Origin of the sequence: Pleionea litopenaei (assembly GCF_031198435.1) — a bacterium.
Classification (GTDB): Bacteria; Pseudomonadota; Gammaproteobacteria; order Enterobacterales; family Kangiellaceae; genus Pleionea; species Pleionea litopenaei.
On record NZ_CP133548.1, the window covers coordinates 810,050 to 836,384 of the forward strand.

Genomic DNA, 26,335 nt, shown 5'->3' on the forward strand with positions numbered 1-26,335 from the left:
ACCCAAAGTGTTAAACTAGTCTCTTTTTTACGGAAACTCAATAAGAGATATAACTATGTGTGCCATGCAACGTAATACCACGCCTTGTTATTACACGGATTATCTACAACTCGATAAGTTACTAGACAGCCAGCATCCTGAGAGTAAAAAGTACGGACCAGAAGCGCATGAGGAAATGCTGTTTATTATAGTTCATCAAGCCTATGAACTTTGGTTTAAACAAATTTTGCACGAAATGCGTGCTATTTACCAAGAGTTTAATCAAACAGCCATACCCGACGAAGCGTTAGGCCGAATAGCAAGCCGCTTAGAGCGCATCAAAGCGATTCAAAAACTGCTCATTGATCAAATACAAGTTATGGAAACCATGACACCACTCGATTTTCTTGATTTTCGAGATTATCTTGTGCCCGCTTCAGGTTTTCAAAGCATTCAATTTAAAGAAATTGAGATCATGCTTGGGCTTAAGTCCAAATTCCGAATTAACTTCGATCAAGCATCCTTCTATCAGCGACTCAATGAGAAAGATAGAGAACATCTACAAGGCTTGGAGAATGAGCCGAGTCTTTTTGACTGTGTTGAAAAGTGGTTAGAAAGAATTCCATTTTTTGAGTATGGCGACTTTAAATTTTGGGACGCCTACCATGACGCGGTCAATAAAATGCTTGATAGCGACCAAGCCATCATTGAAAACAACGATTATTTATCTGATAACGATAGAGCTTTTCAGTTAAAAGACCTTGAAACTACCCGCGCAAGTTTTAGCGCGTTACTGGATAAAGCCTCTTACGAACAGCTAGCGAGTGAGGGTCGCTTTCGATTGTCTCAACAAGCCATGCTCGGCGCTGTTTTCATTAACTTATACCGCGATGAACCTATGTTTCAACAACCCTTTAGGGTATTAACCGCGTTAACCGATATCGATGAACACTTCACCACTTGGCGTTATCGCCATGTCATCATGGTACAAAGAATGCTCGGAAGCAAAATAGGCACTGGTGGCTCGAGTGGTTCAGACTATCTACGCCAAACCACTGAAAACAATAGGTTTTTCAAAGACTTTTTCAGCTTGTCGACGTTTTTATTGCCGCGTTCAGCGCTGCCTGAATTGCCAGAAGCCCTAAAAAAAGCGCTGAATTTTTACTTTCATCCTGCTGATTAAATATCAGAGGCCTGCAGAAAAATCTCGGCCAGCAATTTGAAGCCCTCAAGATCGTCCGGTGTAAACCGATCTTTCACCGGACTATCAATATCAAGCACTCCAATCAATTGGCCATGCTTAACCAAAGGCACCACGATTTCAGAGTTAGAGGCACTATCGCAGGCAATATGCCCTTCGAAAGAATGAACGTCATTAACACAAATGGCTTCACGATTAGCCGCTACTGTACCGCACACGCCAGTGCCGAACGGAATATGAACACAAGCAACTCTTCCTTGATAAGGACCAAGTGTTAACTTATCTTCTTGTCGAACCAAATAAAAGCCGGCCCAATTCAACTCAGGTATCATCGAATAGATGAATGCGGCGGTTTGCGCCATGTTAGTTACCGCGTCACGCTCAACTTCTAGCAGTGATTTCAATTGGGCAGATAAGGTGCGGTAATAACCGGCTTTATCCGATTCATAAGCTTTAACATCAGCGCTCAATGCATACATAGTCTTTTACTTCTTAAGAATTTCAATGCGCGTAGGTTAGGTTGACTGCTCGACAAATTCAAGCGATTTTGTAAGCGTGGTGAGTCCCGAGAGAGGTGCAGGTCTAGCAATTGAATAGCCTTGAGCATAATCGACGCCAATTTTCTGTAACACCAAACGAATCTCTTCGTTTTCAACATACTCAGCGATGGTCTCTAAGCTCATTTGATGAGCAACTTCATTAATGGCAGTCACCATCGCGTGTGACACTTTACTGGTGGAAATTTCTCGAATAAATTCTCCGTCTATCTTTAAATAGTCAACTGGCAAATTTTTTAAATAAGAAAACGAAGACATTCCGGTGCCAAAATCATCCAACGCAATTTTACAGCCCAGCGCTTTGACCCCCTGAATAAAGCGAATAGCTTGCGACATATTTTCAACAGCACAGGTCTCGGTAATCTCGAAGCATACCTTCTCGGTAGGGACTAAATAACTTCTTGTCAGCTCATTGATATAATGCAGAAACTCTGGACGAGTGATACTCATCGCCGATAGATTGATATTTAAATGATCGATAAGAATGTCGCGGTTTTCCGCTAAATAGCGGAAACTATTGTGAACCACCCAGCGATCAATCATGTCGATCATATTGTATTTCTCTGCGGCGATCAGAAAAGCACCTGGCGCTATAATTGTGCCATCCGGCTCTCGCATTCTCAGTAGCACCTCACAGTGGCTTAGCGCCCCGCCGCGTTTTAAATCGATGATGGGTTGATAATAGAGCTCAAAATAATTGTTTCTTACCGCACTAACAATTTTGCCAACCCATTCAACTTCTGACTGATAGCTACGCGCTTTATCAGCAATGTCACGATAAAAGGTAATTTGGTTTTCACCACTACGATGTGACTCCTGACTGGCAAGATCGGCACGAGAAAAGACCTGAACCCAGCTGTCACTGTCTCTATCAATATCAACTAAGCCGATACTGCAACTCACTCGAAACTCACGTTTCTCCCAAGTAAAGTTAAATCCTTCCACTGCGTCTCTTAGCTTGTTGGCAAATGCTTCTCCGTTGTTTGCATCAAGTTGCCAAAGAATAATGGCGAACTCATGATTACCGACACGAGCCAAAATATCATTACTACGAATACTGGCTTTTAAATGACTTGCATACGATTTAATCAACTCATTGCCGGCATGATGACCGACTACATCATTGACTAACTTAACCCGCTCCACTTTTAGTAAGCACAAGCCATGCTTGGTGTGATTCACTCGCGCATCATGAATAGCCTCAATCAACTGCCTTTCAAGTTCGTTACGATTGGCAAGCCCGGTTAGTTGGTCATGCTTACGGTGAAAATTTAACGAGTTTTTAAGAGAAACGGTTTGAGATTCGTCCTTGATAACCAAGGTGTGTAAACGAGGCGAAAGTTGCTCCTCATTCGCAAAAAAAGCTTGTAATTTCGCCTTGAAAGGTATGAGTAAATTGCCAGGGCCACACAGATAGTAATCTAGCGCTAATTGATCCAGACGATTGTCATCACACAGCTCAAGTAATGACATTGAAATTTGCTCTTGGCGTTGCTGATGTTGCAAGATTATAGAAGGTTGAGATGAGCCAGAGTGATGCCACAAGGCAATTTCTTTCGCTTTGGTATTCACAAAAACAAGGTGACCAAGGGTGTCGAACATCATTACGGCATCTTGCACACCATCGAGCGCTAACCTCAATGCTTCAATGGTTTGCTGTTGTTCTGAGACTTTTAAATCAAAGTTAGCCATAACACCCATCCGTTAAACGGTCTGGCGAGTATGCCGAAAACTACCGTGATATAGCTTAAGATTAGTTCATTTTTTAACGCTTTACCGTTAATTTTCACTGCAAAAACAATATTGTGCTTGCGAAGGTGGCGCATTATCCAGAGTCAAGGTAACATAACGCGCTTTATTCAACTTGAGTTCACATATGACGCTCCCTTTGGTCAAATCACCGTGTATCGGAATCTGCAAGTTAGTGGCAAAAGATCAAGCAGAGATTTGCTCTGGCTGCCAACGTACGGTCGATGAGATTATTGCATGGCCAACGATGACCAACGCGCAGCGCCAACAAGTGCTCGACCGAATAAAGCATAATTCCGTAAACCCCCTTAAATAATTGGAGATCGTCAAATCATGCCTGTACTGAGCATTGCCGATATTTTGGCAGGAAAAGCCGCTGCTGGCTCAGAAGTAACCGTCCGCGGATGGGTACGAACTAAAAAAGATTCAAAAGGTGGATTTTCATTCTTGAATATTCACGATGGATCTTGCTTCGCAACTTTGCAGGTGATTGCCGATAATAATTTGTCCAATTACGATGACGATGTTTTAAAGCTTACCACTGGATGCTCAGTCGAAGTTGACGGCGAGCTGGTCGAGTCTAAAGGTCAAGGCCAGTCTTTCGAGCTCCAAGCGAAAAGCCTCAAGGTGTATGGATGGGTTGATGACCCCGCCACTTACCCGATGCAGCCCAAACGGCATAGCATGGAGTTTCTTCGAGAAAATGCGCATTTGCGTCCTCGAACGAACCTGATCGGCGCTATGACCCGGGTGAGAAACTGTCTTGCTCAAGCAGTCCATCGCCACTTGTACAGCGAGGGATTCAACTGGATTCATACTCCCGTGATCACGGCATCCGACTGCGAAGGTGCCGGTGAAATGTTTCGAGTGTCGACCTTAGATATGGAAAACTTGCCCAGAAATGAGCAAGGCCAAATCGATTACTCTCAGGACTTTTTCGGTAAAGAAGCATTCTTAACCGTCTCAGGGCAATTGAATGTCGAAACTTATTGTTCAGCTCTCTCAAAAGTTTACACCTTTGGGCCAACCTTTCGAGCAGAAAATTCAAACACGAGTCGTCATTTAGCCGAGTTTTGGATGGTAGAACCTGAGATTGCTTTCGCAGACCTAGCTCAAAACGCAGACGTTGCTGAAGGCTTGTTAAAATCCATATTTAAAGCAGTACTCGACGAGAGAGCCGACGACATGGCTTTCTTCGCTCAGCATGTCGACAAAACCTGTATCAGCCGTCTAGAACAGATGGTTGAGCAGAATTTTGAACGAATGGATTACACCGATGCTATCAAGATTCTGCAAAATTCAGGTCAGTCGTTTGAGTTCCCTGTTGAGTGGGGAGTCGACTTGCAATCAGAACATGAGCGTTATTTGGCAGAAAAACACGTCGGTCGACCGATTGTACTGATGAATTATCCAAAAGATATCAAAGCATTCTACATGCGTATGAATGATGACAACAAAACCGTTGCAGCGATGGATGTATTGGCGCCTGGTATCGGAGAGATTATTGGTGGCAGCCAGCGTGAAGAGCGTCTCGATGTATTGGATGCACGAATCGATGAAATGGGTTTACCGAAAGAAAATTATTGGTGGTATCGAGATCTACGCCGCTACGGCACCGTGCCTCACAGTGGATTTGGCCTTGGTTTTGAACGGACGGTTGCTTACGCGACAGGCATCGCAAATATCCGCGATGTTATTCCTTTCCCACGTACACCGAATTCAGCAGAGTTTTAGTAGGAGTTGTTATGTCAGTAAAGATTCTTGTTTTCGCCGGCAGTTTGCGCAAACAATCTTACAATAAGCAGTTAGCCAAGGTTCTTGCCAATTGTGCAGAGAAAGCGGGTGCCGAAGTCACTTACGTTGATTTAGCCGACTTCCCGATGCCAATCTTCAACGAAGATGATGAGGCTGAGAATGGCATTCATGAAAATGCACTTAAATTGAAGCAAATGATGAATGACAGCGATGGCTTTTTGATTACATCACCAGAATACAATGGTTCATACTCGGGTTTACTCAAAAACACCATCGACTGGGCCTCTCGACAAGCTGATGGTGAAAGTGTTTTACAAAGTTTCAAAAACAAATATGCGGCCATTTTCGCGACGTCTCCGGGTGCTTTTGGTGGCCTACGCGGGTTAGGACAACTTCGCTTATTGCTCTCAGGTATCGGAACCACTGTGCTGGCAGACCAAGTCGCTATTCCTAAGGCCGCTGAAGCGTTCGATGAACAAGGCCTACTCGTCAGCGAAAAGCGCTTGCAAACGCTTCAACGCATTACCACTGAACTCGTCAAAACGTGTAATCGCATGAAGCTCGATTAAAGCAACCTTGATCATTCAAAGTTAACTATTGAAGCGCATCTCGTAAGCCACTGACCTCAGTGGCTTTTTTTTCATTTAATTTTGCACTAAACTGCAGATTAACGATGTAAAAACCTCAATGTAAAACCTCTTGCGCTCAGGCGAGTAAAATAAGCTTTACGAGAATCAATTGGTTTTTGCGACTTTGAAGTGACTTTTAAGGTACCGAGATGAGTATTGATCGTAACTACGTTAGTGAAATGGATAAGTTTCTAGCAGAGCTGGATAAGCAACCCAATACAGACTCGGAGTCACGTCAAAAAGAAGTTATTAAGTACAATAATATCAATAAATTAAGGGATGAAGCTCAAGAAGATTCAGAACAAGAAAAATTGTGGAGCTCGTTTTGAAAACACCACAATTCTAACGCTCCCAACTTCGAGCAGTCCTTCAAAATACATTCAGCCACACTACAAGACTCAATCAAATTCGCCTCAAGCTATCAGGCATTGCTGCGAGTGCACTCAATCAATCACCGTAAAAAAGTCAGAAACCTCGACTTGATCAGGTTTGTTTACCGATATTTTTGGGCTGCCTAAATATAAAAAGCCGACAATCTCATCATCAGGTTTAACACCCAATTGAGTTTTTAGGTTGGCATTAAAGGCCAGGGGTCCGGTTCGCCAGTATCCAGCAAAACCAAGGCTTTGTGCAGCGAGAAGCATTCCATGAACAGCGCATCCACAACTGATGGCTTGCTCAATCTTTGGCACTTTATCGTGAGACTGATACTCAGCGATGGCTACGATCACCATTGGAGCACGGTTGGGCATCGCTAGGAGTTTATCTTTCTTTGCACTATCCAATGGGCCCTCTTCGGCTTCAATCGCAGCGACAAATTGCTCCCCTAATTTTTTGAGCGCTTCCGGAGACTGATAAACTAAAAACTTCCAAGGTCGCAACCCTGCATGATCAGGAGCTCGTAATGCAGAGCGATAAATAATGTCTAACTGTTCTGAGTTAGGCAGTGGAAGTTCGAGTTTTGAACACGAACTGCGAGACGTCAGTAATTCAATTGCATTCATATAGTAGGATCTCTATTTCTTCGCAGGTACTCTTTATTTCTTAGCCGGTAGTGAAGCGTAGAAAGCGGCGATGTTTTGTATGTCTTCGTCAGTGAGACCTTTCGCCATCGGAGTCATTTGCATGTTCTTTCGAAAGCCATCACGAAACGCAAGTAGCTGAAGAGCGAGATACGTCTCTTTTTGACCCGCGAGGTTAGGAATATTTTCAGCGATTCCAACACCATCTTTACCGTGACAACTGCCACAAATTAAAGCTTTTTGTTTGCCTTTTTCAATGTCGGCTGCACTGGCGAAATTAACCGTGGTTCCTAGCAAACCGATGGCAACCATCACGAGCCCTTTCAAACCGTTCATAAATGATCTCATAGTCGTTGATGCAGAGCTGTTTAGTATACGCAAGCCATTGAAAATAAAAAGCTATAGTTCGCTTAGATGCAAGGCTTTGTTCACACAAATAAGTATCGGAGCACTTTGTGATAGGCAAAAAAAAGCCCGGATAATCCGGGCTTTTTAATATGGCGTCCCCTAGGGGATTCGAACCCCTGTTACCGCCGTGAAAGGGCGGTGTCCTAGGCCTCTAGACGAAGGGGACTGAAATCGTTCAATCTCGTTTAGAGGCGCGCATTCTATATAGGGGTCTCAGCTTTGTCAAAGCCTTTTTTTAAAAAAAATTTCTAATTTGTTTGTTAGCGGTATATTGTTTAAACAACCATGAACTGATCGTCTAACAAATAGGCAGTATTTATGTACAAGTCCTTGATTTTACTACTGCTCAATACAATTTTTATCAACGTTCTATGGTCTAACGACTACATCCTTAATATCAATGATGACATGACCGCAATTAAGGTGACAATTTGTTCCAAACGCCCTCTTCAGCTAACGTCCAGCCTAGATAATGCGACACATTATCTATCGAAAACATCCAGCCATGTCGAAATACTAAACGGTCATCAGCTCCGTCTCACCAAGCCTGATTCATGCCATTGGCTAATCATTCCCACAAACACTGAAAGCACAGCGATGACAGGACAACTGCTCAAAGTTCCAACAGGGCTGTTACTGTGGCGCAACGAGCAGATAGAAAATGATGTCATTAACGTGCAGTCACCTAAGGCCGCAAACGCTAAGTTAGTTAATCATTCTCTCCCTCTACCCAAAATTAACCACGATCAATACAAATGGCCGAAAGAACCTTCGTTTATGTCACTGTTTGCCTACTTTGGTGACTTCTCTCAAAAAACCTTGCGAATAAGCGAGCAATCAGGCTCGAACCTATCACTTCAAATTAATTGGCTCTCAAAGACCTTAGATAGCCAATATGACTCGTTAATCTCCTGGATCAATCAAGTTGCCAGAAGCTTTGTGGCAACGTCGGTACTCAGTGGCGAGCAAACCGTGCAATTGAATTTATTCGCGAGCCACTCATCGGAGTCAGTTCCTTTCGCAATGGTATATCGCGGCGAGGGAACGAGCATCGATGCCCAGATCAACCCACAAGCCTCACTATCTCAGCTAAAAACTGACTGGACTCTGTATCATGAGTTTGCGCACCTGGCACTACCGTTTATTGATCGAAACGACGCTTGGTTATCAGAGGGATTAGCCAGTTACCTTCAATACCCCTTAATGCAAAAAGCTTCTGTACTTGATGAAAGAGAAGCCATCGAAGAACTTTGGCATGGAATTCGAAGAGGCCAAACTAACTATCAAGAGTTGAGTAAACCGAATTTAACCTTGGCTCAGCTTTCTTCGAATATGATGGAATTCCGCAGCTTTAAACAGGTTTATTGGCGAGGCGCTATTTTTTGGTTCCAGGTTGACTTAAAGCTAAGAGCTAACGGAGACTCATTGGTTAGATTACTCAACCGATTCAATCGTTGTTGCCGTGATCTGAACTCGATTTGGCAAGGAGAATCTCTCTCTGCAGTACTCGATCAGCAGATTGATTACCCTTTCATTCAACAGTTGGTCACTCAATACAACAACAGTACCCAATTTCCACAAACCGACCGGCTTTTTAATTCGATTGGAATATCTATTGCTAACGACAATCAAATCAAGGTGTTAGACCGCCCTAAACTCAACCGATTCTTTGCCAATTTTAAAGCACACTGAGGCGACCTTATGCTAAAATCGCGGTTTTTATCGTTAGGCAAGTCTGTTAAGGAAATCGCATGGAATTAAATGCATTAACCGCTATCTCTCCCGTTGATGGTCGTTATGGTTCGAAAGTTACTGAATTAAGAGAAATTTTCAGTGAGTTTGGATTGATTAAGTATCGCGTAACTGTCGAAGTTCGCTGGTTACAAAAGCTATCCAACACGCCAGAGATTACTGAAGTTCCCGCCTTTTCTGAACAGACCAATGCCTTACTCGATAATATCGTTGCAAACTTCTCGGTCACAGACGCCGATCGAGTAAAAACCATCGAAGCGACCACCAATCATGATGTAAAAGCGGTAGAATATTTTCTTAAAGAAAAAACTCAAGGAAACAGCGAGTTAGAGGCTGCTTCAGAGTTTATTCATTTCGCCTGTACGTCTGAAGATATTAATAACCTATCCTATGGCTTAATGCTGAAAGATGCCAAAGTGGTTATTCAAGATAACCAACAATCGATAATCGATGCGATTGCTGCTTTAGCTAATCAGTATAAAGAAATACCTATGATGTCTCGCACCCATGGGCAACCAGCATCGCCAACGACCTTAGGTAAAGAAATGGCCAATGTGGTGGCTCGGTTAAGACGCCAAGCCGCGCAGTTTGATGTTGTAGAGTTACTCGGAAAAATCAATGGTGCTGTCGGTAATTACAACGCGCACTTCAGTGCCTACCCGAATGTTGATTGGCCAAGTTTCGCACAAGAATTCATCGCTTCGATCGGATTGACCTACAATCCATATACCACTCAAATTGAGCCTCACGATTATATTGCTGAGTATTTCGATGCGATTACCCGTTTTAATGTCATCTTGCTAGATTTTGATCGAGATGTTTGGGGTTACATTGCGCTAGGACACTTTAAACAAAAGACCATCGCTGGCGAGATAGGCTCATCAACTATGCCTCACAAAGTTAACCCAATAGACTTTGAAAACAGTGAAGGAAATATTGGCATTGCCAACGCTTTGTTCAGTCACTTGGGCCAAAAGCTTCCCGTATCAAGATGGCAGCGAGATCTATCCGATTCAACCGCATTACGCGCTTTGGGCATGGGCGTAGCTCACTCGTTGATAGCTTACAAAGCGACTTTAAAAGGCATCAGTAAACTTGAAGTTAACCAACAGTCGCTTCTGGATGAGCTAAATGATAACTGGGAGTTGTTGGCAGAACCGATTCAAACCGTGATGCGTCGATATGGCATCGAAAAACCTTATGAGAAATTAAAAGAGCTCACGCGAGGCAAAAAGGTCGATCAAGCCGGTATGGCCACTTTTATCGACTCGTTGGAATTACCCGATTCGGTCAAGGCAGAGCTTAAGCAGCTCACCCCAGCAAATTACATCGGCAATGCGATTGCCCAGACCGAGCAACTATAGTTTGACTAGGGGACTTAAGTCCCCTTTTTCCTTTTGGTGACCTTGTGTTTAATGACATCTCCCGCCAAGAATTCCTGAGCCATTATTGGCAGAGGCAACCTTACGTTTTTCGATCGGCTTTTGGCGATTTTGTCGACCCAATTAGCCCAGAAGAATTAGCAGGATTAAGTCTAGAAAGTGACGTCGAATCTCGTTTAATTCAACAACGCGGCTCTGCTTGGAGTGTCGAAAACGGCCCATTAACCTCTGAGTTTTTTGAAAGTTTGCCCGCTTCACATTGGACATTATTAGTTCAATCCGTTGATTATTGGGCCCCAGAAACCGCAGCTCTAATGCAGCCTTTTAATTTTATTCCGAATTGGCGGCGAGACGATTTAATGATCAGCTTTGCCACGGCCAACGGCGGAGTTGGACCTCATATAGACCAGTACGATGTGTTTTTAATTCAAGGGCTAGGTCGCAGACACTGGAAAGTGGGTCAACCGAATGCCGAAACCGAAAGTTTTACTCCTCACCCTTGCTTAAAACAAATAAAACCTTTTGATTCAATACTCGATGTCTGCTTGAACCCAGGCGATGTACTTTATATTCCGCCAAATACTCCGCATGACGGCGTCGCTCTTGAAGACTGCCTAACCTACAGTGTGGGCTTCAGGGCGCCATCTCGACAGATGCTGCTCGAACAGCTGTTACTCGACCAACTTGCAGAAGATGAATCATCCAGTCATCGCTACAAAGATCACGACCAAAGCACAGTCAAGGGTCAACAGCTTCCGAGCAGTGCAATCGAATGGTCAAAGCAAGCGTTAACAGGAATTACAGAACAACAAATCATGAATGCTTTTGGAAAATTGGTGACACGTCCCAAGTTTCCACCAGAAGAAGCGTTAGATGATATTGAGCAAATTAAAAACAGTTTGCTAAGCGAGGCAACACAGCTTCACGTTTGCACTGATTGCCGCTGGACCTTCCACCAAACCGAACACTCCTTTTCGCTTTATGCCAACGGTGAAACCTATGAATTCAAGCCCGAATACGCCACTTTTCTGATCAACTTGTTTGAAAACGGGTACTGGAACACAAAAAACGTGAATATTTCTCTACAAGATGTTGAATTTACTAATAGAATTGCTAATCTTGTTTTTAATGGCTGCTTGTTTTTTAAACACTAAGACGCAAGATTCGTTTCCGTCGGCGATTGCTTATGTGAACAAGTAACCCAACTTAATACAGATTCGGAGTTATATGTTAGGCGATATCGAAATCAAGGAAGTTCCTTGGTCAGAATTTCAAGGTCCACTGTCAGAAGTACGCGAAAAGGTCTTTGTGTACGAGCAACGCGTGGCTCCAGAAATTGAAATCGATGGTCGAGATCCTGAATGCTTTCACGTTCTCGTAACAAATCCCGAAGGTATTCCTGTCGGGGCTGGTCGTCTTACTCCTGAAGGTAAAATAGGCCGTGTTTCCGTGCTACTGCCCTACCGTGGTCTCGGTTTGGGCTCGAAAATATTGCAAGCACTTATAGAAATTGCCCATCGAGAAGGGTTGAGCCCAATCAAACTACACGCTCAAATACAAGCCGTCTCATTTTACGAGCGACATTTGTTTGTGCCCAATGGGCCAGTTTTTATGGAAGCTGGAATTCCCCATCAATCGATGAAGCGTAATTTGGCTTAATTTTAAATGTCTTCCGAAAACGATCTTATCAATGCCGAACTAGGTGTAACCAGTGAGCCCTTTAGAGCTTCACGCGTTGCCGAGTTAAAACTGGCTAGCTATCGGATGTTTGCGCAAGCGAAAAAACAAATCGACCTGTTCAGCTACGATCTAGACCCTAGAGTCCTCTCAGATCGTGATATCGAAGCGGCTATTTCTAGGTTAGTCCGGCGTAGCCGTCAGTCTCAGGTCAGAATGATGGTTTTTGAAACTCAACTGCTACAAAGCGCCGACCATCGACTGATTGCTCTTATGCAAAACTTATCGAGCTATATCCATCTGAAAGTCGTTTCGAAAGAGTATCAACAACTGCCTTTCTCATTTTATCTTGTCGATGACAGCGGTTTGATCTATCGACCCAATCATCAACAACTTGAATCTCAAATATATTTCAACGAAAAACTTAAGGTTCGCGACTACCGCAAACAATTTGACGAAATTTGGGAGCAAGGAAGAATTGCTAGTGAATTTCGAACGCTGGGAATATAAATTCTAAATCCCCTTTTACATCTCGGTGTTTTCAAAGACCCAGTCACTAAAAAGTGGTATAAGGTATTTCTAATTAATCAATGTGCTTAAGTAACAAACTAAAATGGTATTTTCAGTAGCGACATTGATCTTAAAACCAAACTTAACATAAGCACAATGACAACAAATCGAACTGAACTTTCTGAGCTAACCAAGCTCGGAATTCCTGCCATTCTTGCCCAATTGTCGCAAATGTCTCTTGGCGTCATTGACACCATGATGGCAGGCAGCATTAATCCAGAAGCACTTGCAGCAATTGCAGTAGGCACTAATATTCTTAATCCAGTTATGGTTTTTATACTGGGTGTTTTTCTGGCTCTAAACCCAATTGTTGCTCACTTAAACGGTCGAGGAAGCTTCCAACAGATTGGCGTGGTTTTTCAACAATCGACTCTGGTTGCTTTTTTATTGGCTATACCTGCCATTTATTTTCTAGCTCAAGCCAAAAGCATTATGGCGTTCATTGGCATACAAGCTGAACTCCATCAAATTGTCGCAGACTATCTTGCGGCTTGTTGCTATGGCATCGTGCCTTTATTCGGCTTTTTAGCTTTGCGTTTTTGCAATGAAGGTTTATTTTCGAACCGTGCAATCATGCTGGTCTCAATTTTAGCGATTCCCTTTAATCTCGTGTTTAACTATTGGTTTATTTGGGGAGGCTTGGGCGTTCCTGCCATGGGAGCCATTGGGATTGGTTATGCAACCGCGCTAGTTTGGACCGTCATGTTCATCAGTATGCTTACCTATTCATTGACCAGCCCTCGCTATCGCCATTTAGCGATCAAAAGCAAGTTACATCCGATTGATTGGCAGCAACTAAAAGAGCTTTTTAAAGTCGGTCTTCCGATGGGGATTGGCGTTGGGATGGAAATCGCGATGTTTGCAATCATTGGACTCATGATTGGCCGTTACGCGATTGAAATCGTCGCTGCACACCAAATAGCGATCAATATCGCTTCAATGGCCTATATGATACCTCTGGGTCTTTCGATAGCGATATCCGCAAGAGTTGGTTTTTTTGCTGGCCGAAATGATCCTATTGCGCTTGAGCATGCAGCTAAAACTGGAATTTCATTGGCCATTACTATCGCCTGTTTTTCTTCAATATCCATGTATCTATTTGCTGAGCCGCTGGTGGCCTTGTACAGTGACGATGCCACCGTGGTTTCTTTAGCCGTCAGTTTGCTCCTCTTAGCGGCGATATTTCAATTGTCTGATGCCACGCAAGTCGCACTTAGCGGCGCTCTTAGAGGCGTTAAAGACACTCGTATACCTATGTTTATATCGGCGATTAGTTATTGGTTGGTCGGTTTTCCGATTGGCTACATTAGTGCTGAAATTCTTGGATGGTCTGCACGCGGTTACTGGATGGGAATCGTAGCCGGTTTAACCACCGCTGCGGCATTGCTCTACATTCGTTATCGTAAGTTTATTGTAAAAGCGGATTCCAAAAACAGGAATAACGAAACGAGTGCCTAACAGAACATTCAAGCATAAAAAAACCCAATCGTAAGATTGGGTTTTTTCGTTCCTCTACTGAGGAATATTTGGCGTCCCCTAGGGGATTCGAACCCCTGTTACCGCCGTGAAAGGGCGGTGTCCTAGGCCTCTAGACGAAGGGGACAAAACCTTCGTAACGGCTTATCGAGATGTTAAAAATAGACAAACATATCGGTAGTCGTCAAATTTGGTGGAGCTAAGCGGGATCGAACCGCTGACCTCAACACTGCCAGTGTTGCGCTCTCCCAGCTGAGCTATAGCCCCAAAGTGGAGGCGAATTTTAATAACCGCTCCCTGCCCTGTCAACTACAAATACTTAAATTTATGGTTAAACAGTTGAATTTATTCTGAATACTCCATTACTTGACGATATTTCATACGAATTATTCGTAAACTCTGCTTAGCTCAGACAGATCATTAACAATACTGATAATTAGTGTTAGTCTTGCGCAATAATCACAAGCACCTACCCAAGCACACGTACAAACCAACAACCATTAACCCGTTGTGTCTCAAGAAGAGGTTATTCCAAGATGCAACAGCTAACAAAGGAATAGTTTAAGCGTGTTTAAACGAACAAAAATTGTTACCACTCTTGGTCCTGCAACCGACAATGAAGCAGCTCTTGAACAACTGTTCAAAGCTGGCGCCAATGTCGTACGAATGAATTTTTCACATGGCTCACCGGAAGACCATCTCCATCGAACTGAATTGGTTCGAAAAGTTTCACAAAAAATGGGCATCGAAGTCGCTATCTTAGGCGATCTTCAAGGACCAAAGATTCGTATCGCAAAATTCAAAGATGGGAAAATTAAACTAGAAAAAAATGCCCAATTTATCCTCGATGCAGAATGGCCAACCGATCAAGGAAATAATGACTGCGTCGGGATCGACTACAAAGAACTTCCCAAGGATTGTAAAGTTGGCGACCGCCTACTGTTGGATGATGGACGAGTCGTGTTGGAAATAACCGACATAGATAATCAAAAAGTGGTGACCACTGTCATTATCGGCGGCGCTCTCAGCAATAATAAAGGCATCAACTTGCAAGGCGGTGGCCTATCGGCCCCGGCGTTGACTGATAAAGACAAGAAAGATATTGAGTTAGCAGCACAAATGGAAGTCGACTATTTAGCCGTATCCTTCCCACGCAGTGCTGATGACATGAAAGAGGCAGAAACCTTATTACGTAAAACTGGCAGCAAAGCTGGGCTGGTCGCCAAAATAGAGCGAGCTGAAGTGGTCAATTCAGATGAGATTCTTGATCAAATCATCTTAGCATCGGACGCGGTGATGGTTGCTCGAGGTGATTTAGGGGTTGAGATTGGTGATGCTGAGTTGATCGGTGTGCAAAAGAAAATAATTGCTCGAGCGCGTACGCTCGATCGCATCGTCATCACTGCGACGCAAATGATGGAATCAATGATCAGTAACGCCATTCCGACTCGTGCAGAAGTTTTCGATGTTGCCAATGCCGTTCTCGACGGTACCGATGCCGTTATGCTATCTGCCGAAACAGCTACCGGTGAGCACCCTATTTTGGTGGTCGAAGCCATGGCTCGCGTCTGCCAAGGCGCCGAAAAACAAAAAGTATCGCAAATTTCTAAGCACCGAATGGAAGACCAATTTCAGCGAATCGATGAGGCCATCGCTATGGCCACTATGTACGCTGCAAATCACCTGCGCGGTGTTAAAGCCATCTGTTGTTTAACTGAGTCTGGATCGACGGCTTTATGGATGTCTCGGATCCGTTCAGGTATGCCTATTTACGCTTTGAGCCCTAGAATTGACACTCGCCGAAGAATCGCTCTTTATCGCGGAGTAGAAGGCATACACTTCGATCCCAAGGCGTTGGCACGTCATGATATCAATCGATTGGCAGTTGAAGAGCTCAAGAAACGCGGAATTGTCGAAGATGGCGACTTAGTCTTGTTAACCAAAGGTGACAGTATGGGAATTTTGGGCAGTACCAATGCCATGAAAATATTACAGGTCGGTTCGATAGCCTAAATTGCGAAGTGATATAAGGTTGAAAACAATCATAAAAAAAGGGCTCTCAATGAGCCCTTTTTAAACACGGTGCCTTTTCTGAAGCACTTTGCCTGCTTAGAAGATTACTCCCCTAAACGCTCTTCAACTTCAGCAGCAATAGACTTAGTTTTGTTAACGTCTTTCACGTTACCAGAATTACTCGCTTCTTTGATCCAATCAGACGTTGTCACACCATCGTGCTCAGTGTATGCCAAGTCTTCTTTCGAAATTTTACGAATAATGAACGATGACACTTCAGCTGAGCCATAGTAAGCGGCTGTTTTTAATAAAGAACCACCATTGAAGTTGCCTTCTGGCTGACATACAAAGCCAGTATAGGTGTTACGTAGCTCAAGGTTAACGGTTTTTAGCTTCTTACGAATGCTGGTGCGATCATCGTTTTTCACGTACTCACAAAGAGATTCACTTAAACGAGCGAAATCATCAGCTTGGACAGAAAAAGCAGCTGCGAACAATGCAATTGCGATTAGTTGTTTCATCTTTAGTTCTCCTAAATAGTAACTGTGTTCAGGAGATAAAGGCTAAACCGATAGGCTTTTTTTGAATGGCTTCCCGGTAACCCCGCTGTCGTAGGTGAAACACCCTTAGACCGGTGGCTTTGCGTACTGAAGCTTTCGCAGCAGCTTGCCCTTATCTAGAATTTGGGCGAATTATATACAATTTTTCGCCCTAGGCAAGCTTTTTTTTCAGGGCCCGGTCATTCGTCTCTAAGCCCTGTATGAAACAACAAGCACAGCCTAATGATCAGATTAGCGGCGCTTATCAAAAATAGCAAAAATTCTTCCTGCTAAATAACCGACTCCACCCAACGCCAACCCGATATAGCCCATTATCAAGAGCTCTGGCGTTGGTCGTTGACGCCCAAAGTACACACCCAAAACACCAGCCACAAACACTAGCATTGCCGTATACACCAACATACTCATTCGCTGCTGACGCTTCAGTCGAACAATTCGAGCGGCTCGCTGAATGTCTTCATCGGTCGCATCTTTGGTTGCAAACCCACAGTGAACACAAATCGCAGATTTGTCTGATATCGGATTACGACACTCAGGGCACTTAATAATGGTCATAATTACCTGCTCTCTACTCAATACTTTCTAAAGTTTTACTAACTACTTCAAAGACGTCTTTTGAAAGATTCTCTTTATCGATAACCTTTTTCAGCTGCTGCTGTACATGCATTTTTCTTGCATCATCTAATTTCGCTGCCGAAGAAAATTGTTTGGCTAGATTGGCTGCTACTTGATTATTAAATTCATCGATTTCAATAATCGCTTCGGCTATTAAACGGTAACCAGCACCATCAATACGATGAAACTGCGAAAAATTTAGCGCCGCAAAGGTCGAGAACAACGCTCTAACCTTGTTTGGATTTTTGATATTGAAAACTCGATCATGCCTAAGCGTTTGAATTCGATTTAAAGTATCCAGAGAATCAACACTGGCTTGAATCGCTAACCACTTATCCATAACTAAAGGTTCAGAATGCCACTTATCATAAAATGCTTGAGTGATCTTGGAAGCGACTTCGAGCTCATGATGATTGGCTATTGAAAACGCGCTTAACTCTTCGGTCATTAATTTGGCATCTTCAAATTGCTTAATAACAATTGCTTCATGTTGTTCGCTACTAAAAGCCATATAATCGAGAGACGCGTTCTTTAACGCTCGATTAGCAACTGACACGCCGTCTAAGTCTAAGTCGGAAGCTCGGTGAAGTTGGTTATACAATCGTGACCAAGTATCTTCTAAAGCAATACCTAAAAACTTTTTCAGAGTTTTCCTACGTTCGATCAACGAATCAATTCTTCCGTTTGGATCATTTTCGAACAGTGTTTTTAAATCAGGAATTTGTACACATCTCGCCTTAAATGCATTGTCGATACTCTGATCGTTTAATAATGCTCTGAAGGCCTCAGCAATACTTTCTTTAATCGAGTCTTCTTCATCAATAAGAAAACGTTGCATCAGTCTCTGGCCTGCATCCCAGCGATTGAACGTATTACCATCGTTAGCAAATAAATAGGCGAGTTGCTGATCTGAATAATTGATATCTAACTTAACAGGCGCGGTAAAATCTCTAAGCAAACTCGGAATTACCTCCTCTGAAACACCCTCTAAATTAACCGTTTGATTGGGTTGCGTTACGATAATCAGCCCTTCTTCGACATTCGTTAAACCAAATTCAGCAGAAGAAAAAGAGACTTGATTTCCTTTCGTACCCACAAGCCCAAGTTTAACTGGAATAAAATAAGGTTCACTGGCTGATTCGTGAGCGTTGTTTTGAGAAAAGTGTAACTTCAAACATTGATTTGATTCATCGTAGTCATAGTCAACTCTCAAGGTCGGCGTTCCAGCTTGTGAATACCAGTACTTAAACTGATCTAAATTGAATTGATTGGCATCACTCATGGCTGCAACAAAATCATCACAGGTCGCAGCGGATCCATCATGACGTTTAAAGTATAAGGACATTCCTTTTTGAAACCCCTCTTCACCCAAAAGCGTATGCAACATGCGAATAACTTCAGCGCCTTTGTTATAAACCGTTACCGTATAAAAGTTGTTCATTTCAATATACGCATCAGGACGAATTGGGTGCGCCATAGGGCCAGCATCTTCTGCGAACTGATAACTTCTGATGACTTTCACATCATCAATTCGCTTAACTGCTTTAGAGCGCATATCTTCAGTAAACTGTTGATCACGAAATACCGTCAGACCTTCTTTTAAACTTAATTGAAACCAATCTCGGCAGGTGACTCGATTACCCGTCCAGTTATGAAAATACTCATGACCAATAACACTTTCGATATTTTCGAAGTCTTGATCCGTTCCGGTCGCAGGATTTGCTAAAACATATTTTGTATTAAATATGTTGAGTCCTTTATTCTCCATCGCGCCCATATTGAAATCGCCAACGGCAACGATCATATAAAGGTCAAGGTCGTATTCAAGGTTATATCGTTTCTCATCCCAAGCCATCGCATTCTTTAACGATTCCATGGCAAATTGACTCTGATCGAGCTTACCTTTATCAACGTAAAGTTCTAACGCAATTTTACGACCACTGTGAGTCACAAACTCGTCAGCAAGCAAGTCTAGATCTCCGGCCACCAGTGCAAATAAATAGCAAGGTTTTAAAAAGGGATCGTGCCACTCGGTATAGTGTTTATTCTCGCTCAAGTCTCCAGAGTCAAGTTTATTTCCATTAGATAGTAACAATGGATATTGCGTTTTATCGGCTTCAATCCGAACAAAAAATTCAGCCAATACGTCGGGGCGATCCATATAAAACGTGATTTTACGAAAACCCTCGGCTTCACACTGAGTACAAAATTTATCGCCTGAAACGTACAGACCTTCTAAGGCAGCATTATTTGCAGGGTCTATTTCTACACAAGTTTTCAAGACAAATCGGTCAGATACGCGATTCAAGGTTAACCCTGATTCATCAATGTCATAATCCTTTTCAGTCAACTCTTCATCATCGATGAATATGGCTTTTAAGGTTAATCCTTCACCATTTAAAAACAATTTTTGAGCTAGACCGTCACTTTGCGGGTTGCGCCGCAACATAAGTTCACTTGAGACCAGGGTAGCATTAGGGTCTAGCTCAAACTTAAGCTTGACAGTTTCAATCAAAAAGTCAGGTGGCAAATAGTCTTTCCGATAATGAGTTACTGGGGCAGATGCGTTTTTCATAAAAACCTTTTCAAAAATATAAATTTACACTTACGGCGCATGATTCGACTGCAGACTGCATCCTAACGGAAACCGCATCCAGACTAAATCCTTTTTACCCTTTACTGGTCTGATTTGTTGCGATTTTGACGGTATATACCGCCAAAATTGAACAAATTACAGTCAAACATAACCAGTTTATAATCTTTTACGCTATACAAATGCGTTCAAGATCCTTATGATCGGCGCCGCGTAATAATTGACTATACAGCTGGATCATCCAGCTTCCTCGAAAGGAGGTTTGTTGTGACCACGGTTGCAAAGTTTGACATAAAGTACATTCAATATATCGATAAAGATGGCAAACCAACAACGAAAAAGTTGCCAAAGTTAGCCAAAGATATCGACACACTAAAAACACTCTATCGGTCAATGAACCGTATTCGAACCCTAGATACCAAAGCCTACGCGCTACAGCGTACCGGAAAAATGGGTACCTACCCTGCGGCGTTGGGTCAAGAAGCTATCGGTGTCGGATTTGGCTCAGCCTTGAATAAAGAAGACGTTCTCGTGCCTTATTATCGTGGACAAGCCGCGATGATCGAACACGGCGTGCGTATGGAGGAAGTACTGCTTTATTGGGGCGGTGATGAGCGTGGCTCGGATTATCAAAACGCTCGAGAAGACTTCCCCATTGCAGTACCGATTGCGACCCAGCTGTTGCATGCAGCTGGTGTTGCTAAAGCGATGCAACTTAAAGGTGAAAAGCGCTGCGTTGCAACTGAGATAGGTGAAGGCGGTACGTCAGAGGGTGACTTCTACGAAGCCATCAACGTCGCTGGCATTTGGAACCTAGGTGTTGTTTTCTTCATCAATAATAACCAATGGGCCATTTCCGTTCCTTCAGAAATCCAAACGGCTTGCGAAACCTATGCGCAAAAAGCCATCGCTGCCGGTGTTGAATGCGTTCAGGTCGACGGTAACGACATCATTGCCGTTCGCGACGCGGCTGAACAAGCGTACAAAAAAGCCCGTGAAGGTAAAGGCCCAACACTGATCGAATGTATATCACTTCGACTCTGTGACCACACCACCGCTGACGATGCGCGACGCTACCGACCAGAGGGCGAACTCGACGAAGGTTGGAAAGCTGAGCCTATTTTGCGCTTACGCAAATACTTAGAATCTTTGGATGCTTGGTCTGAAGACGAAGAAAAAGCCATGCAAGAAGAGTTAGCAAAGGAAGTTCAAGAAGCGGTCGACAACTATGTCAACACGCCTGTCGACAAGCCTGAAGCTATGTTTGATTACTTGTACGAAGAATTACCGGCTCGAACACTCGAGCAACGCGAGTACGCGATTCAAGCGGCCGCGAAGAAAGGAGCCTAATGATGCCTGCAATTACTCTAATTGAAGCCGTTAATATGGCAATGGCCCATGAAATGGGTGTCGACAATAGCGTTGTCGCTTTAGGTGAAGATGTTGGAACCAATGGTGGTGTTTTTAGAGCAACCGATGGTCTGCAGAAAAAATTTGGTAAAGACCGAGTTATCGATACGCCTCTTGCAGAATCTATGATTGCAGGTGTTTCAGTCGGAATGGCGGCACAAGGCATCAAGCCAATTGCAGAAATTCAATTTATGGGATTTATTTTTCCTGCTGTCGACCAAATTATCTGTCACATGGCGAGAATGCGTCATCGCACACGCGGTCGAATAACTTTACCACTGGTACTTCGCGCACCTTTCGGCGGAGGCATTCATGCCCCAGAGCATCATTCAGAAAGCACTGAAGCAATCTTTGCTCATATTCCTGGCCTCAAAGTCGTGATTCCATCGAACCCTTCACGCGCGTACGGCTTAATGTTAGCGGCCATTCGCGACCCAGACCCGGTCATTTTCTTGGAGCCAAAACGTGTTTACCGGATTGTGAAACATGAAGTCGAAGACAATGGTGAAGACTACCCACTCGGCTGCTGTTTTGTGGATCGGGAAGGAACTGACATTACTTTAATCAGCTGGGGTGCCATGCTGCACGAAACGAATATGGCAGCAGATAAGTTAGCGGCTGAAGGTATCAGTTGCGAAGTTATCGATGTAGCGACTGTGAGCCCTCTCGATATTGAAACCATTTTAGAGTCAGTAGCGAAAACTGGCCGTGCCGTGATTGTTCAAGAAGCCCCAAAAGCTGGCAGTCTTGGTTCGGAAATCGCTGCAGAAATTGCCGAAAAAGGGATATTTAATCTACTTGCCCCTATCGGTCGAGTATCGGGTTATGACACCATCATGCCCTACTATCGCTTAGAAAAGCAGTACATGCCTACAGTTGATCGTATTCTGGAAGAAGTAAGAAAAACGGTGGAGTACTCATGAAGACTTTTAATTTGCCCGATTTAGGTGAGGGCTTGCCCGATGCCGAGATCGTACGATGGTTAGTCAAAGAAGGCGATACAGTTGCCGTCGATCAACCAATGGTCGAAATGGAAACTGCAAAAGCCGTGGTAGAGGTTCCCTCGCCTTATGCTGGCACCATAACCAAACTTAACGGACAAGCTGGCGACGTCATTCAAGTCGGAGCATCATTAGTTGAGTTTGACGGAGATTCGAGTTCAAGCGCGAGCCAACAAGAAGCGCAAGCTACTCCGCCTGCAACCGAGAATGCAACCACTTCGGCCGCCCCTGCTAGCACTTCTCAAGGTGCTTCAGAAGTCTTTAAACTGCCTGACCTCGGCGAAGGCTTACCCGACGCAGAAGTTGTCAGATGGTTAGTATCTGAAGGCGATTCTGTCACCGTAGATCAGCCTATGGTCGAGATGGAAACAGCGAAAGCGGTTGTTGAAGTCCCCTCTCCTGTCGCCGGAACCATTAGCAAACTGCACGGGCAAGCAGGAGATGTGATTCAAGTAGGTGCGCCGTTAGTAACCTTTGGCGGCGGCTCAGCTTCAACCACTCAAGCGGCCCCATCAGAAGCACCTGCAGAGGAAGCTTCTAGCGATGCGGGAACCGTCGTTGGCGCTGTTGAAGTTGGCAACACCATTGTTGCAGAGTCAGCAAACTCAGTCGTTAAAGCCTTAGCTCGCAAACTCAAGGTTGATTTAACCCAAGTTAAAGGTACTGGCACCGATGGCGCCATTACACAAGCGGATGTTAAGGCCGCGGCTAAATCTGGCAACGCGGTCGCATCAAGTGCTTCTGCAGCGGCTGTAGTAGCCGGTACCGATACCGCTAACCCACTATCCTACAAAGCGTCTCCTGCGGTAAGAGCGTTAGCGCGACGTCTGGGTGTCGATCTGGGTCAATGTCAAGCATCAGGACGCAAAGGCAGCATCACTCGGAGCGACGTAGAAAATGCGGCCCAAGGCAGGTCAACGGCCTCAGCGAATGTTGCATCGTCGCAAGCCAGACCGTCGACCTCATCATCGTCTACCTCATCACCGTCGACCTCATCTGGCGGCAACCGACTGCCAAGCGTGTCGATCACTCGTGAACCACAAACCGTTCGTGGTGTACGAAGAGCAATGGCACAAGGTATGGCTCACTCGCATGCGACGGTAGTGCCAACGACATTAGTTGAAGATGTGAATATCAGCGCATGGCCAAAAGGCACTGACTCATTGGCTCGCTACATTCGAGCTTTGTGTTACGCATCGAGAATCGAGCCGGCACTAAATGCTTGGTTCGATGGCGAAAACATGGAGCGACTGTTGCATCCAAATGTGAACGTAGGTATTGCGGTTGATACCGCAGACGGTTTATATGTGCCTGTTGTACATAATGCCGATCAAATGTCGATGACCGAATCACGCGCTCAAGTTCAAGTACTCAGAGACAAGATTGCGAATAAGGGAATAAAGCCGGCGGATCTCGCTGATGCCACCATTACTTTATCTAACTTTGGCTCTATTGCTGGTCGATATGGCACACCGGTGGTTTCACCACCACAAGTCGCCATTCTCGGAACTGGACGCTTCCGTAACGAACTACAACTAACCGATAAAGGCATTGTTAATCAGAAGATGTTGCCACTGTCACTCACCTTCGATCACAGAGCGTGTACTGGTGGTGAAGCAGCTAGATTCCTTGCCGCAATAATGGAAGATCTAAGCAAAGCGCAATAAGTGACTTTGTTAAAAAAACATCAGAAATGCAACTTCAAGGCTCTTACTGTGTAAGGGCCTTTTTTATTGGTAGACTACTCTCTTAATATTCGATCAATTGGGCCATTACATGGATAGCAAAGAGACATCGCAAAAACAAAATGAACCACGGAATGATGCTCATTTAACCGAACGAATTTTTGGCGACGGACCTCGCCAACTACTAACCCACCCAGGCTTAATTTTGAGTTCAACCTATTTCATTTGGGCCTTGATTGGTTTGACCTATTTGGTGATGTATTACAGCCACTTTAATATCTCTATCTTAAAGTATTTAGAGGTGACCGATATATTAATTGCAGGGTTACAAGAACCCAAAGTGTCTATCGCCGTGTTTGGCGCATTAGCCGTCATTATAGCCATCGTAAAGGCCGCAATGTGGTCTACCCGTTACCAACAGGAAAAAGGTAAAAACTTCTCGCCTTGGATGCGAGTAGTCTTTTTCGTCTTTTTTTATGTTCCTAAAAATCGAACAGCATTGCGGTTAAGTCTTTTAGTGTCATTGATTTTGTACTTTGCCGTTTTTCTCGAGCTACTGCTCGCCGATGAAGTAAACCAAATTAAAAGCTCTGCGAATAACTTTGTGCAAGTGAAGCAAGAGCAACAATGGATTCGCGGTCAATGTGAAGCATCACAGATTGCTAGTTGGAAGCTACTCGGCACAACCACTAAATTTGTATTTCTCTACAATGTCGATTGTGACTCAACGCAAGTGCTCCCGATAGAAAGTATTCAAAGTATTGCGAACGTTCCAAATACCAATGAGAACTTAACTGAGGAGACGCAGCAGTGAATTTACAGGAGTATATGCAACTCGATGGTATTGGTTTAGCTTCGCTGGTACAGGCCAAAGACGTGAGCCCAACAGAACTCCTAACCTGCGCACTGCAGAGACTGGAGCAAGTTAATCCATCGTTAAATGCAGTCATTCATACCTTTGCAGAAAAAGCGATGTCAGCGGCGAATCAGCTTCCTTCGTCACAACCATTCTCTGGCGTTCCATTTCTATTGAAAGATCTGCAATGTGCTTTGGCTGGCGAGCCAATGAGTATGGGCAGTCGTGGCATACGGTGGACGCCAGAAACCGACTCCACCCTCGCCAGCCGCTACCGTTCATCTGGACTAAATATCTTCGGCAAGACCAACACCCCAGAGTATGGGCTTATCATCACAACGGAGCCTAAAGCATTTGGGCCTACTCATAATCCTCACCGGCAAGGTTACAGCGCTGGAGGCTCTTCTGGTGGCAGTGCTGCCGCCGTTGTTTCTGGAATCGTTCCCATGGCCCACGGCGGAGATGGTGGAGGTTCTATTCGCTTCCCTGCGGCCTGGTGTGGTGCATTTGGATTGAAGCCGAGCCGTAATCGTACGCCAATGGGGCCAAAGATTGGCGAAGATTGGGCTGGCGCGGTCGTCGAGCATGCAATAACGAGAAGCGTTCGTGATAGCGCAGCATTACTTGATGCAACTTTAGGTGAAGATGTAGCCAGTCCGTTTTCTATACCAAAGCCAGCTAAGCCCTACGTAGAAATGTTAAAAGATTCGACAATAAAACCGATGAAAATCATCGCCTCTGCTCAACCTCATATTCGAACACAAGTCGATCCAGAAGTATCGCAAGCAGTTATTGATACGGCGACAAAATTAGAAAACTTAGGGCACACGGTTGAATGGCGAGACCCTGAATTTAATCATGATGACCTGTGGAGCAGTTTCTTTATCGTCGTAGCAGCCCACGTTGCCGCGGTACAAAAGGAAATCAAACAAACATTTGGCAGAAAAGCCGCTAGATTGCTAGAGCCTCAAACTAAAAACTTAGCCATGATTGGTCGCTCATTTTCAGCGGGCGACTTAGTTATGGCTCTTAATCAATGGCAAAACATTCGCGCGCATACACATGGTTACATGCTTGGTTACGATGCTTATTTATGCCCAACCGTTCCAACTACAGCGGTAAAACACCGAGCGTTATTAAAATCGCCGGCCGAAGAGTGGCTGCTTGAAATGAGCAGCCATTTTAATATGGGGAAGTTATCTTTTCGATTAGGGCTTGCTGAACAATTCGCCATGCCGGTATTGGAGAAAATGGCGTTTACTATTCTTGGTAACATTACTGGGCTTCCTGCAGCAAGCTTACCATTGGCAAAACACAGCAATGGACTACCAATTGGTGTTCAAATGTATGGTCAGTTCGCCGAGGAAGAGACGTTGTTTCAATTAGCCAAGCAACTGGAGCCAGATTTTATAGGTTGCAAACTTTAAGACTTAAAAGATAAGCAC

The 26,335-nt window shown here is 44.2% G+C and carries 24 protein-coding genes, 3 tRNA genes and 1 riboswitch; of the genes, 17 read left to right on the forward strand and 10 right to left on the reverse strand.

The genetic code is table 11. From position 1 onward, the window contains the following. The first annotated feature begins 64 nt into the window (after positions 1–64). Positions 65–1,162, forward strand: a complete 1,098-nt coding sequence (locus tag Q9312_RS03490; protein ID WP_309203158.1) for a tryptophan 2,3-dioxygenase family protein — start codon at positions 65–67, stop codon at positions 1,160–1,162. Here Q9312_RS03490 and Q9312_RS03495 read toward each other — a convergent pair. Further along, positions 1,159–1,659, reverse strand: a complete 501-nt coding sequence (locus Q9312_RS03495; RefSeq protein WP_309203159.1) for a GAF domain-containing protein — start codon at positions 1,657–1,659, stop codon at positions 1,159–1,161. The two genes, Q9312_RS03490 and Q9312_RS03495, sit on opposite strands and share 4 nt — an antisense overlap. A 36-nt stretch (positions 1,660–1,695) precedes the next feature. Then, entirely contained in the window at positions 1,696–3,429 is a 1,734-nt protein-coding gene (locus Q9312_RS03500) for a putative bifunctional diguanylate cyclase/phosphodiesterase (RefSeq protein WP_309203161.1), read from the reverse strand. Between the two features lie 184 nt (positions 3,430–3,613). Here Q9312_RS03500 and Q9312_RS03505 point away from each other — a divergent pair, with 184 nt between their 5' ends. From Q9312_RS03505 to Q9312_RS03520, 4 genes are all read left to right on the forward strand, one after another. Further along, the gene (locus tag Q9312_RS03505) at positions 3,614–3,802 is read left to right on the forward strand and encodes a DUF1289 domain-containing protein (RefSeq protein WP_309203162.1); all 189 of its coding nucleotides are present in this window, start codon (positions 3,614–3,616) and stop codon (positions 3,800–3,802) included. A gap of 17 nt (positions 3,803–3,819) precedes the next feature. Continuing rightward, complete coding sequence (asnS, locus tag Q9312_RS03510) at positions 3,820–5,220, forward strand: asparagine--tRNA ligase (RefSeq protein WP_309203163.1); 1,401 nt, start codon at positions 3,820–3,822, stop codon at positions 5,218–5,220. Positions 5,221–5,231: 11 nt separating this feature from the next. Continuing rightward, positions 5,232–5,810 carry an NADPH-dependent FMN reductase gene (locus Q9312_RS03515; protein WP_309203164.1) on the forward strand — a complete coding sequence of 193 codons (579 nt, stop codon included), beginning with the start codon at positions 5,232–5,234 and terminating at the stop codon, positions 5,808–5,810. Between the two features lie 209 nt (positions 5,811–6,019). Further along, positions 6,020–6,199, forward strand: coding sequence for a CBU_0585 family protein (locus Q9312_RS03520; RefSeq protein ID WP_309203165.1), 180 nt, complete (start codon positions 6,020–6,022; stop codon positions 6,197–6,199). A gap of 114 nt (positions 6,200–6,313) precedes the next feature. On the opposite strand, the gene Q9312_RS03525 is transcribed toward Q9312_RS03520, so the two are convergent. From Q9312_RS03525 to Q9312_RS03535, 3 genes are all read right to left on the reverse strand, one after another. Then, the gene (locus Q9312_RS03525; RefSeq protein ID WP_309203167.1) at positions 6,314–6,874 is read right to left on the reverse strand and encodes a nitroreductase family protein; all 561 of its coding nucleotides are present in this window, start codon (positions 6,872–6,874) and stop codon (positions 6,314–6,316) included. Positions 6,875–6,907: 33 nt separating this feature from the next. Then, complete coding sequence (locus tag Q9312_RS03530; RefSeq protein WP_309203168.1) at positions 6,908–7,228, reverse strand: c-type cytochrome; 321 nt, start codon at positions 7,226–7,228, stop codon at positions 6,908–6,910. A gap of 162 nt (positions 7,229–7,390) precedes the next feature. Beyond that, positions 7,391–7,466: transfer RNA gene (locus Q9312_RS03535), tRNA-Glu, on the reverse strand. 152 nt (positions 7,467–7,618) lie between these two features. Here Q9312_RS03535 and Q9312_RS03540 point away from each other — a divergent pair. From Q9312_RS03540 to Q9312_RS03565, 6 genes are all read left to right on the forward strand, one after another. Beyond that, the gene (locus tag Q9312_RS03540; RefSeq protein ID WP_309203169.1) at positions 7,619–8,992 is read left to right on the forward strand and encodes a gluzincin family metallopeptidase; all 1,374 of its coding nucleotides are present in this window, start codon (positions 7,619–7,621) and stop codon (positions 8,990–8,992) included. A 59-nt stretch (positions 8,993–9,051) separates the two neighbouring features. Then, the gene (gene purB / locus Q9312_RS03545; RefSeq protein WP_309203170.1) at positions 9,052–10,416 is read left to right on the forward strand and encodes an adenylosuccinate lyase; all 1,365 of its coding nucleotides are present in this window, start codon (positions 9,052–9,054) and stop codon (positions 10,414–10,416) included. Between the two features lie 44 nt (positions 10,417–10,460). Continuing rightward, complete coding sequence (locus Q9312_RS03550) at positions 10,461–11,588, forward strand: cupin domain-containing protein (protein ID WP_309203171.1); 1,128 nt, start codon at positions 10,461–10,463, stop codon at positions 11,586–11,588. A 73-nt stretch (positions 11,589–11,661) separates the two neighbouring features. Further along, a complete protein-coding gene (locus Q9312_RS03555; RefSeq protein WP_309203172.1) occupies positions 11,662–12,093 on the forward strand; it encodes a GNAT family N-acetyltransferase in 432 nt (143 codons plus the stop codon). A 6-nt stretch (positions 12,094–12,099) separates the two neighbouring features. Continuing rightward, entirely contained in the window at positions 12,100–12,621 is a 522-nt protein-coding gene (locus Q9312_RS03560; protein ID WP_309203174.1) for a DUF7931 domain-containing protein, read from the forward strand. Positions 12,622–12,777: 156 nt separating this feature from the next. Continuing rightward, positions 12,778–14,139, forward strand: coding sequence for an MATE family efflux transporter (locus tag Q9312_RS03565; RefSeq protein ID WP_309203175.1), 1,362 nt, complete (start codon positions 12,778–12,780; stop codon positions 14,137–14,139). A gap of 69 nt (positions 14,140–14,208) precedes the next feature. On the opposite strand, the gene Q9312_RS03570 is transcribed toward Q9312_RS03565, so the two are convergent. Both Q9312_RS03570 and Q9312_RS03575 read right to left on the reverse strand, forming a co-directional pair. Further along, positions 14,209–14,284 (reverse strand) — tRNA-Glu (locus tag Q9312_RS03570). 64 nt (positions 14,285–14,348) lie between these two features. After that, positions 14,349–14,424, reverse strand: a tRNA-Ala gene (locus Q9312_RS03575). Between the two features lie 300 nt (positions 14,425–14,724). Here Q9312_RS03575 and pyk point away from each other — a divergent pair. Next, positions 14,725–16,170, forward strand: coding sequence for a pyruvate kinase (gene pyk / locus Q9312_RS03580; protein ID WP_309203177.1), 1,446 nt, complete (start codon positions 14,725–14,727; stop codon positions 16,168–16,170). Between the two features lie 104 nt (positions 16,171–16,274). Here the strand turns inward: pyk and Q9312_RS03585 are convergent, their stop codons facing one another. The 3 genes from Q9312_RS03585 to pepN form a co-directional block, all read right to left on the reverse strand. Then, complete coding sequence (locus Q9312_RS03585; protein ID WP_309203179.1) at positions 16,275–16,691, reverse strand: DUF3718 domain-containing protein; 417 nt, start codon at positions 16,689–16,691, stop codon at positions 16,275–16,277. Between the two features lie 72 nt (positions 16,692–16,763). Then, positions 16,764–16,851, reverse strand: a riboswitch (cyclic di-GMP riboswitch). A 110-nt stretch (positions 16,852–16,961) separates the two neighbouring features. Continuing rightward, on the reverse strand, positions 16,962–17,285 hold the full coding sequence (locus Q9312_RS03590; RefSeq protein ID WP_309203181.1) for a hypothetical protein: 324 nt from the start codon (positions 17,283–17,285) through the stop codon (positions 16,962–16,964). A 13-nt stretch (positions 17,286–17,298) separates the two neighbouring features. Continuing rightward, positions 17,299–19,920, reverse strand: a complete 2,622-nt coding sequence (pepN, locus tag Q9312_RS03595; RefSeq protein WP_309203182.1) for an aminopeptidase N — start codon at positions 19,918–19,920, stop codon at positions 17,299–17,301. 285 nt (positions 19,921–20,205) lie between these two features. On the opposite strand from pepN, the gene pdhA reads away from it, so the two are divergent. From pdhA to Q9312_RS03620, 5 genes are all read left to right on the forward strand, one after another. Next, positions 20,206–21,288 (forward strand): pyruvate dehydrogenase (acetyl-transferring) E1 component subunit alpha, encoded by a 1,083-nt coding sequence (gene pdhA / locus Q9312_RS03600; protein ID WP_309203183.1) that lies wholly within the window; start codon positions 20,206–20,208, stop codon positions 21,286–21,288. 2 nt (positions 21,289–21,290) lie between these two features. Continuing rightward, complete coding sequence (locus Q9312_RS03605) at positions 21,291–22,271, forward strand: alpha-ketoacid dehydrogenase subunit beta (RefSeq protein ID WP_435408771.1); 981 nt, start codon at positions 21,291–21,293, stop codon at positions 22,269–22,271. After that, positions 22,268–24,016, forward strand: a complete 1,749-nt coding sequence (locus tag Q9312_RS03610; protein WP_309203186.1) for a 2-oxo acid dehydrogenase subunit E2 — start codon at positions 22,268–22,270, stop codon at positions 24,014–24,016. The genes Q9312_RS03605 and Q9312_RS03610 overlap by 4 nt, the downstream gene beginning before the upstream one ends. Before the next feature lie 109 nt (positions 24,017–24,125). Beyond that, the gene (locus Q9312_RS03615) at positions 24,126–24,848 is read left to right on the forward strand and encodes a hypothetical protein (protein ID WP_309203187.1); all 723 of its coding nucleotides are present in this window, start codon (positions 24,126–24,128) and stop codon (positions 24,846–24,848) included. Beyond that, positions 24,845–26,317: an amidase gene (locus Q9312_RS03620; protein ID WP_309203188.1), complete on the forward strand. Its 1,473-nt coding sequence runs from the start codon at positions 24,845–24,847 to the stop codon at positions 26,315–26,317. Before Q9312_RS03615 ends, Q9312_RS03620 begins: the two co-directional genes overlap by 4 nt. Positions 26,318–26,335: the final 18 nt, after the last annotated feature.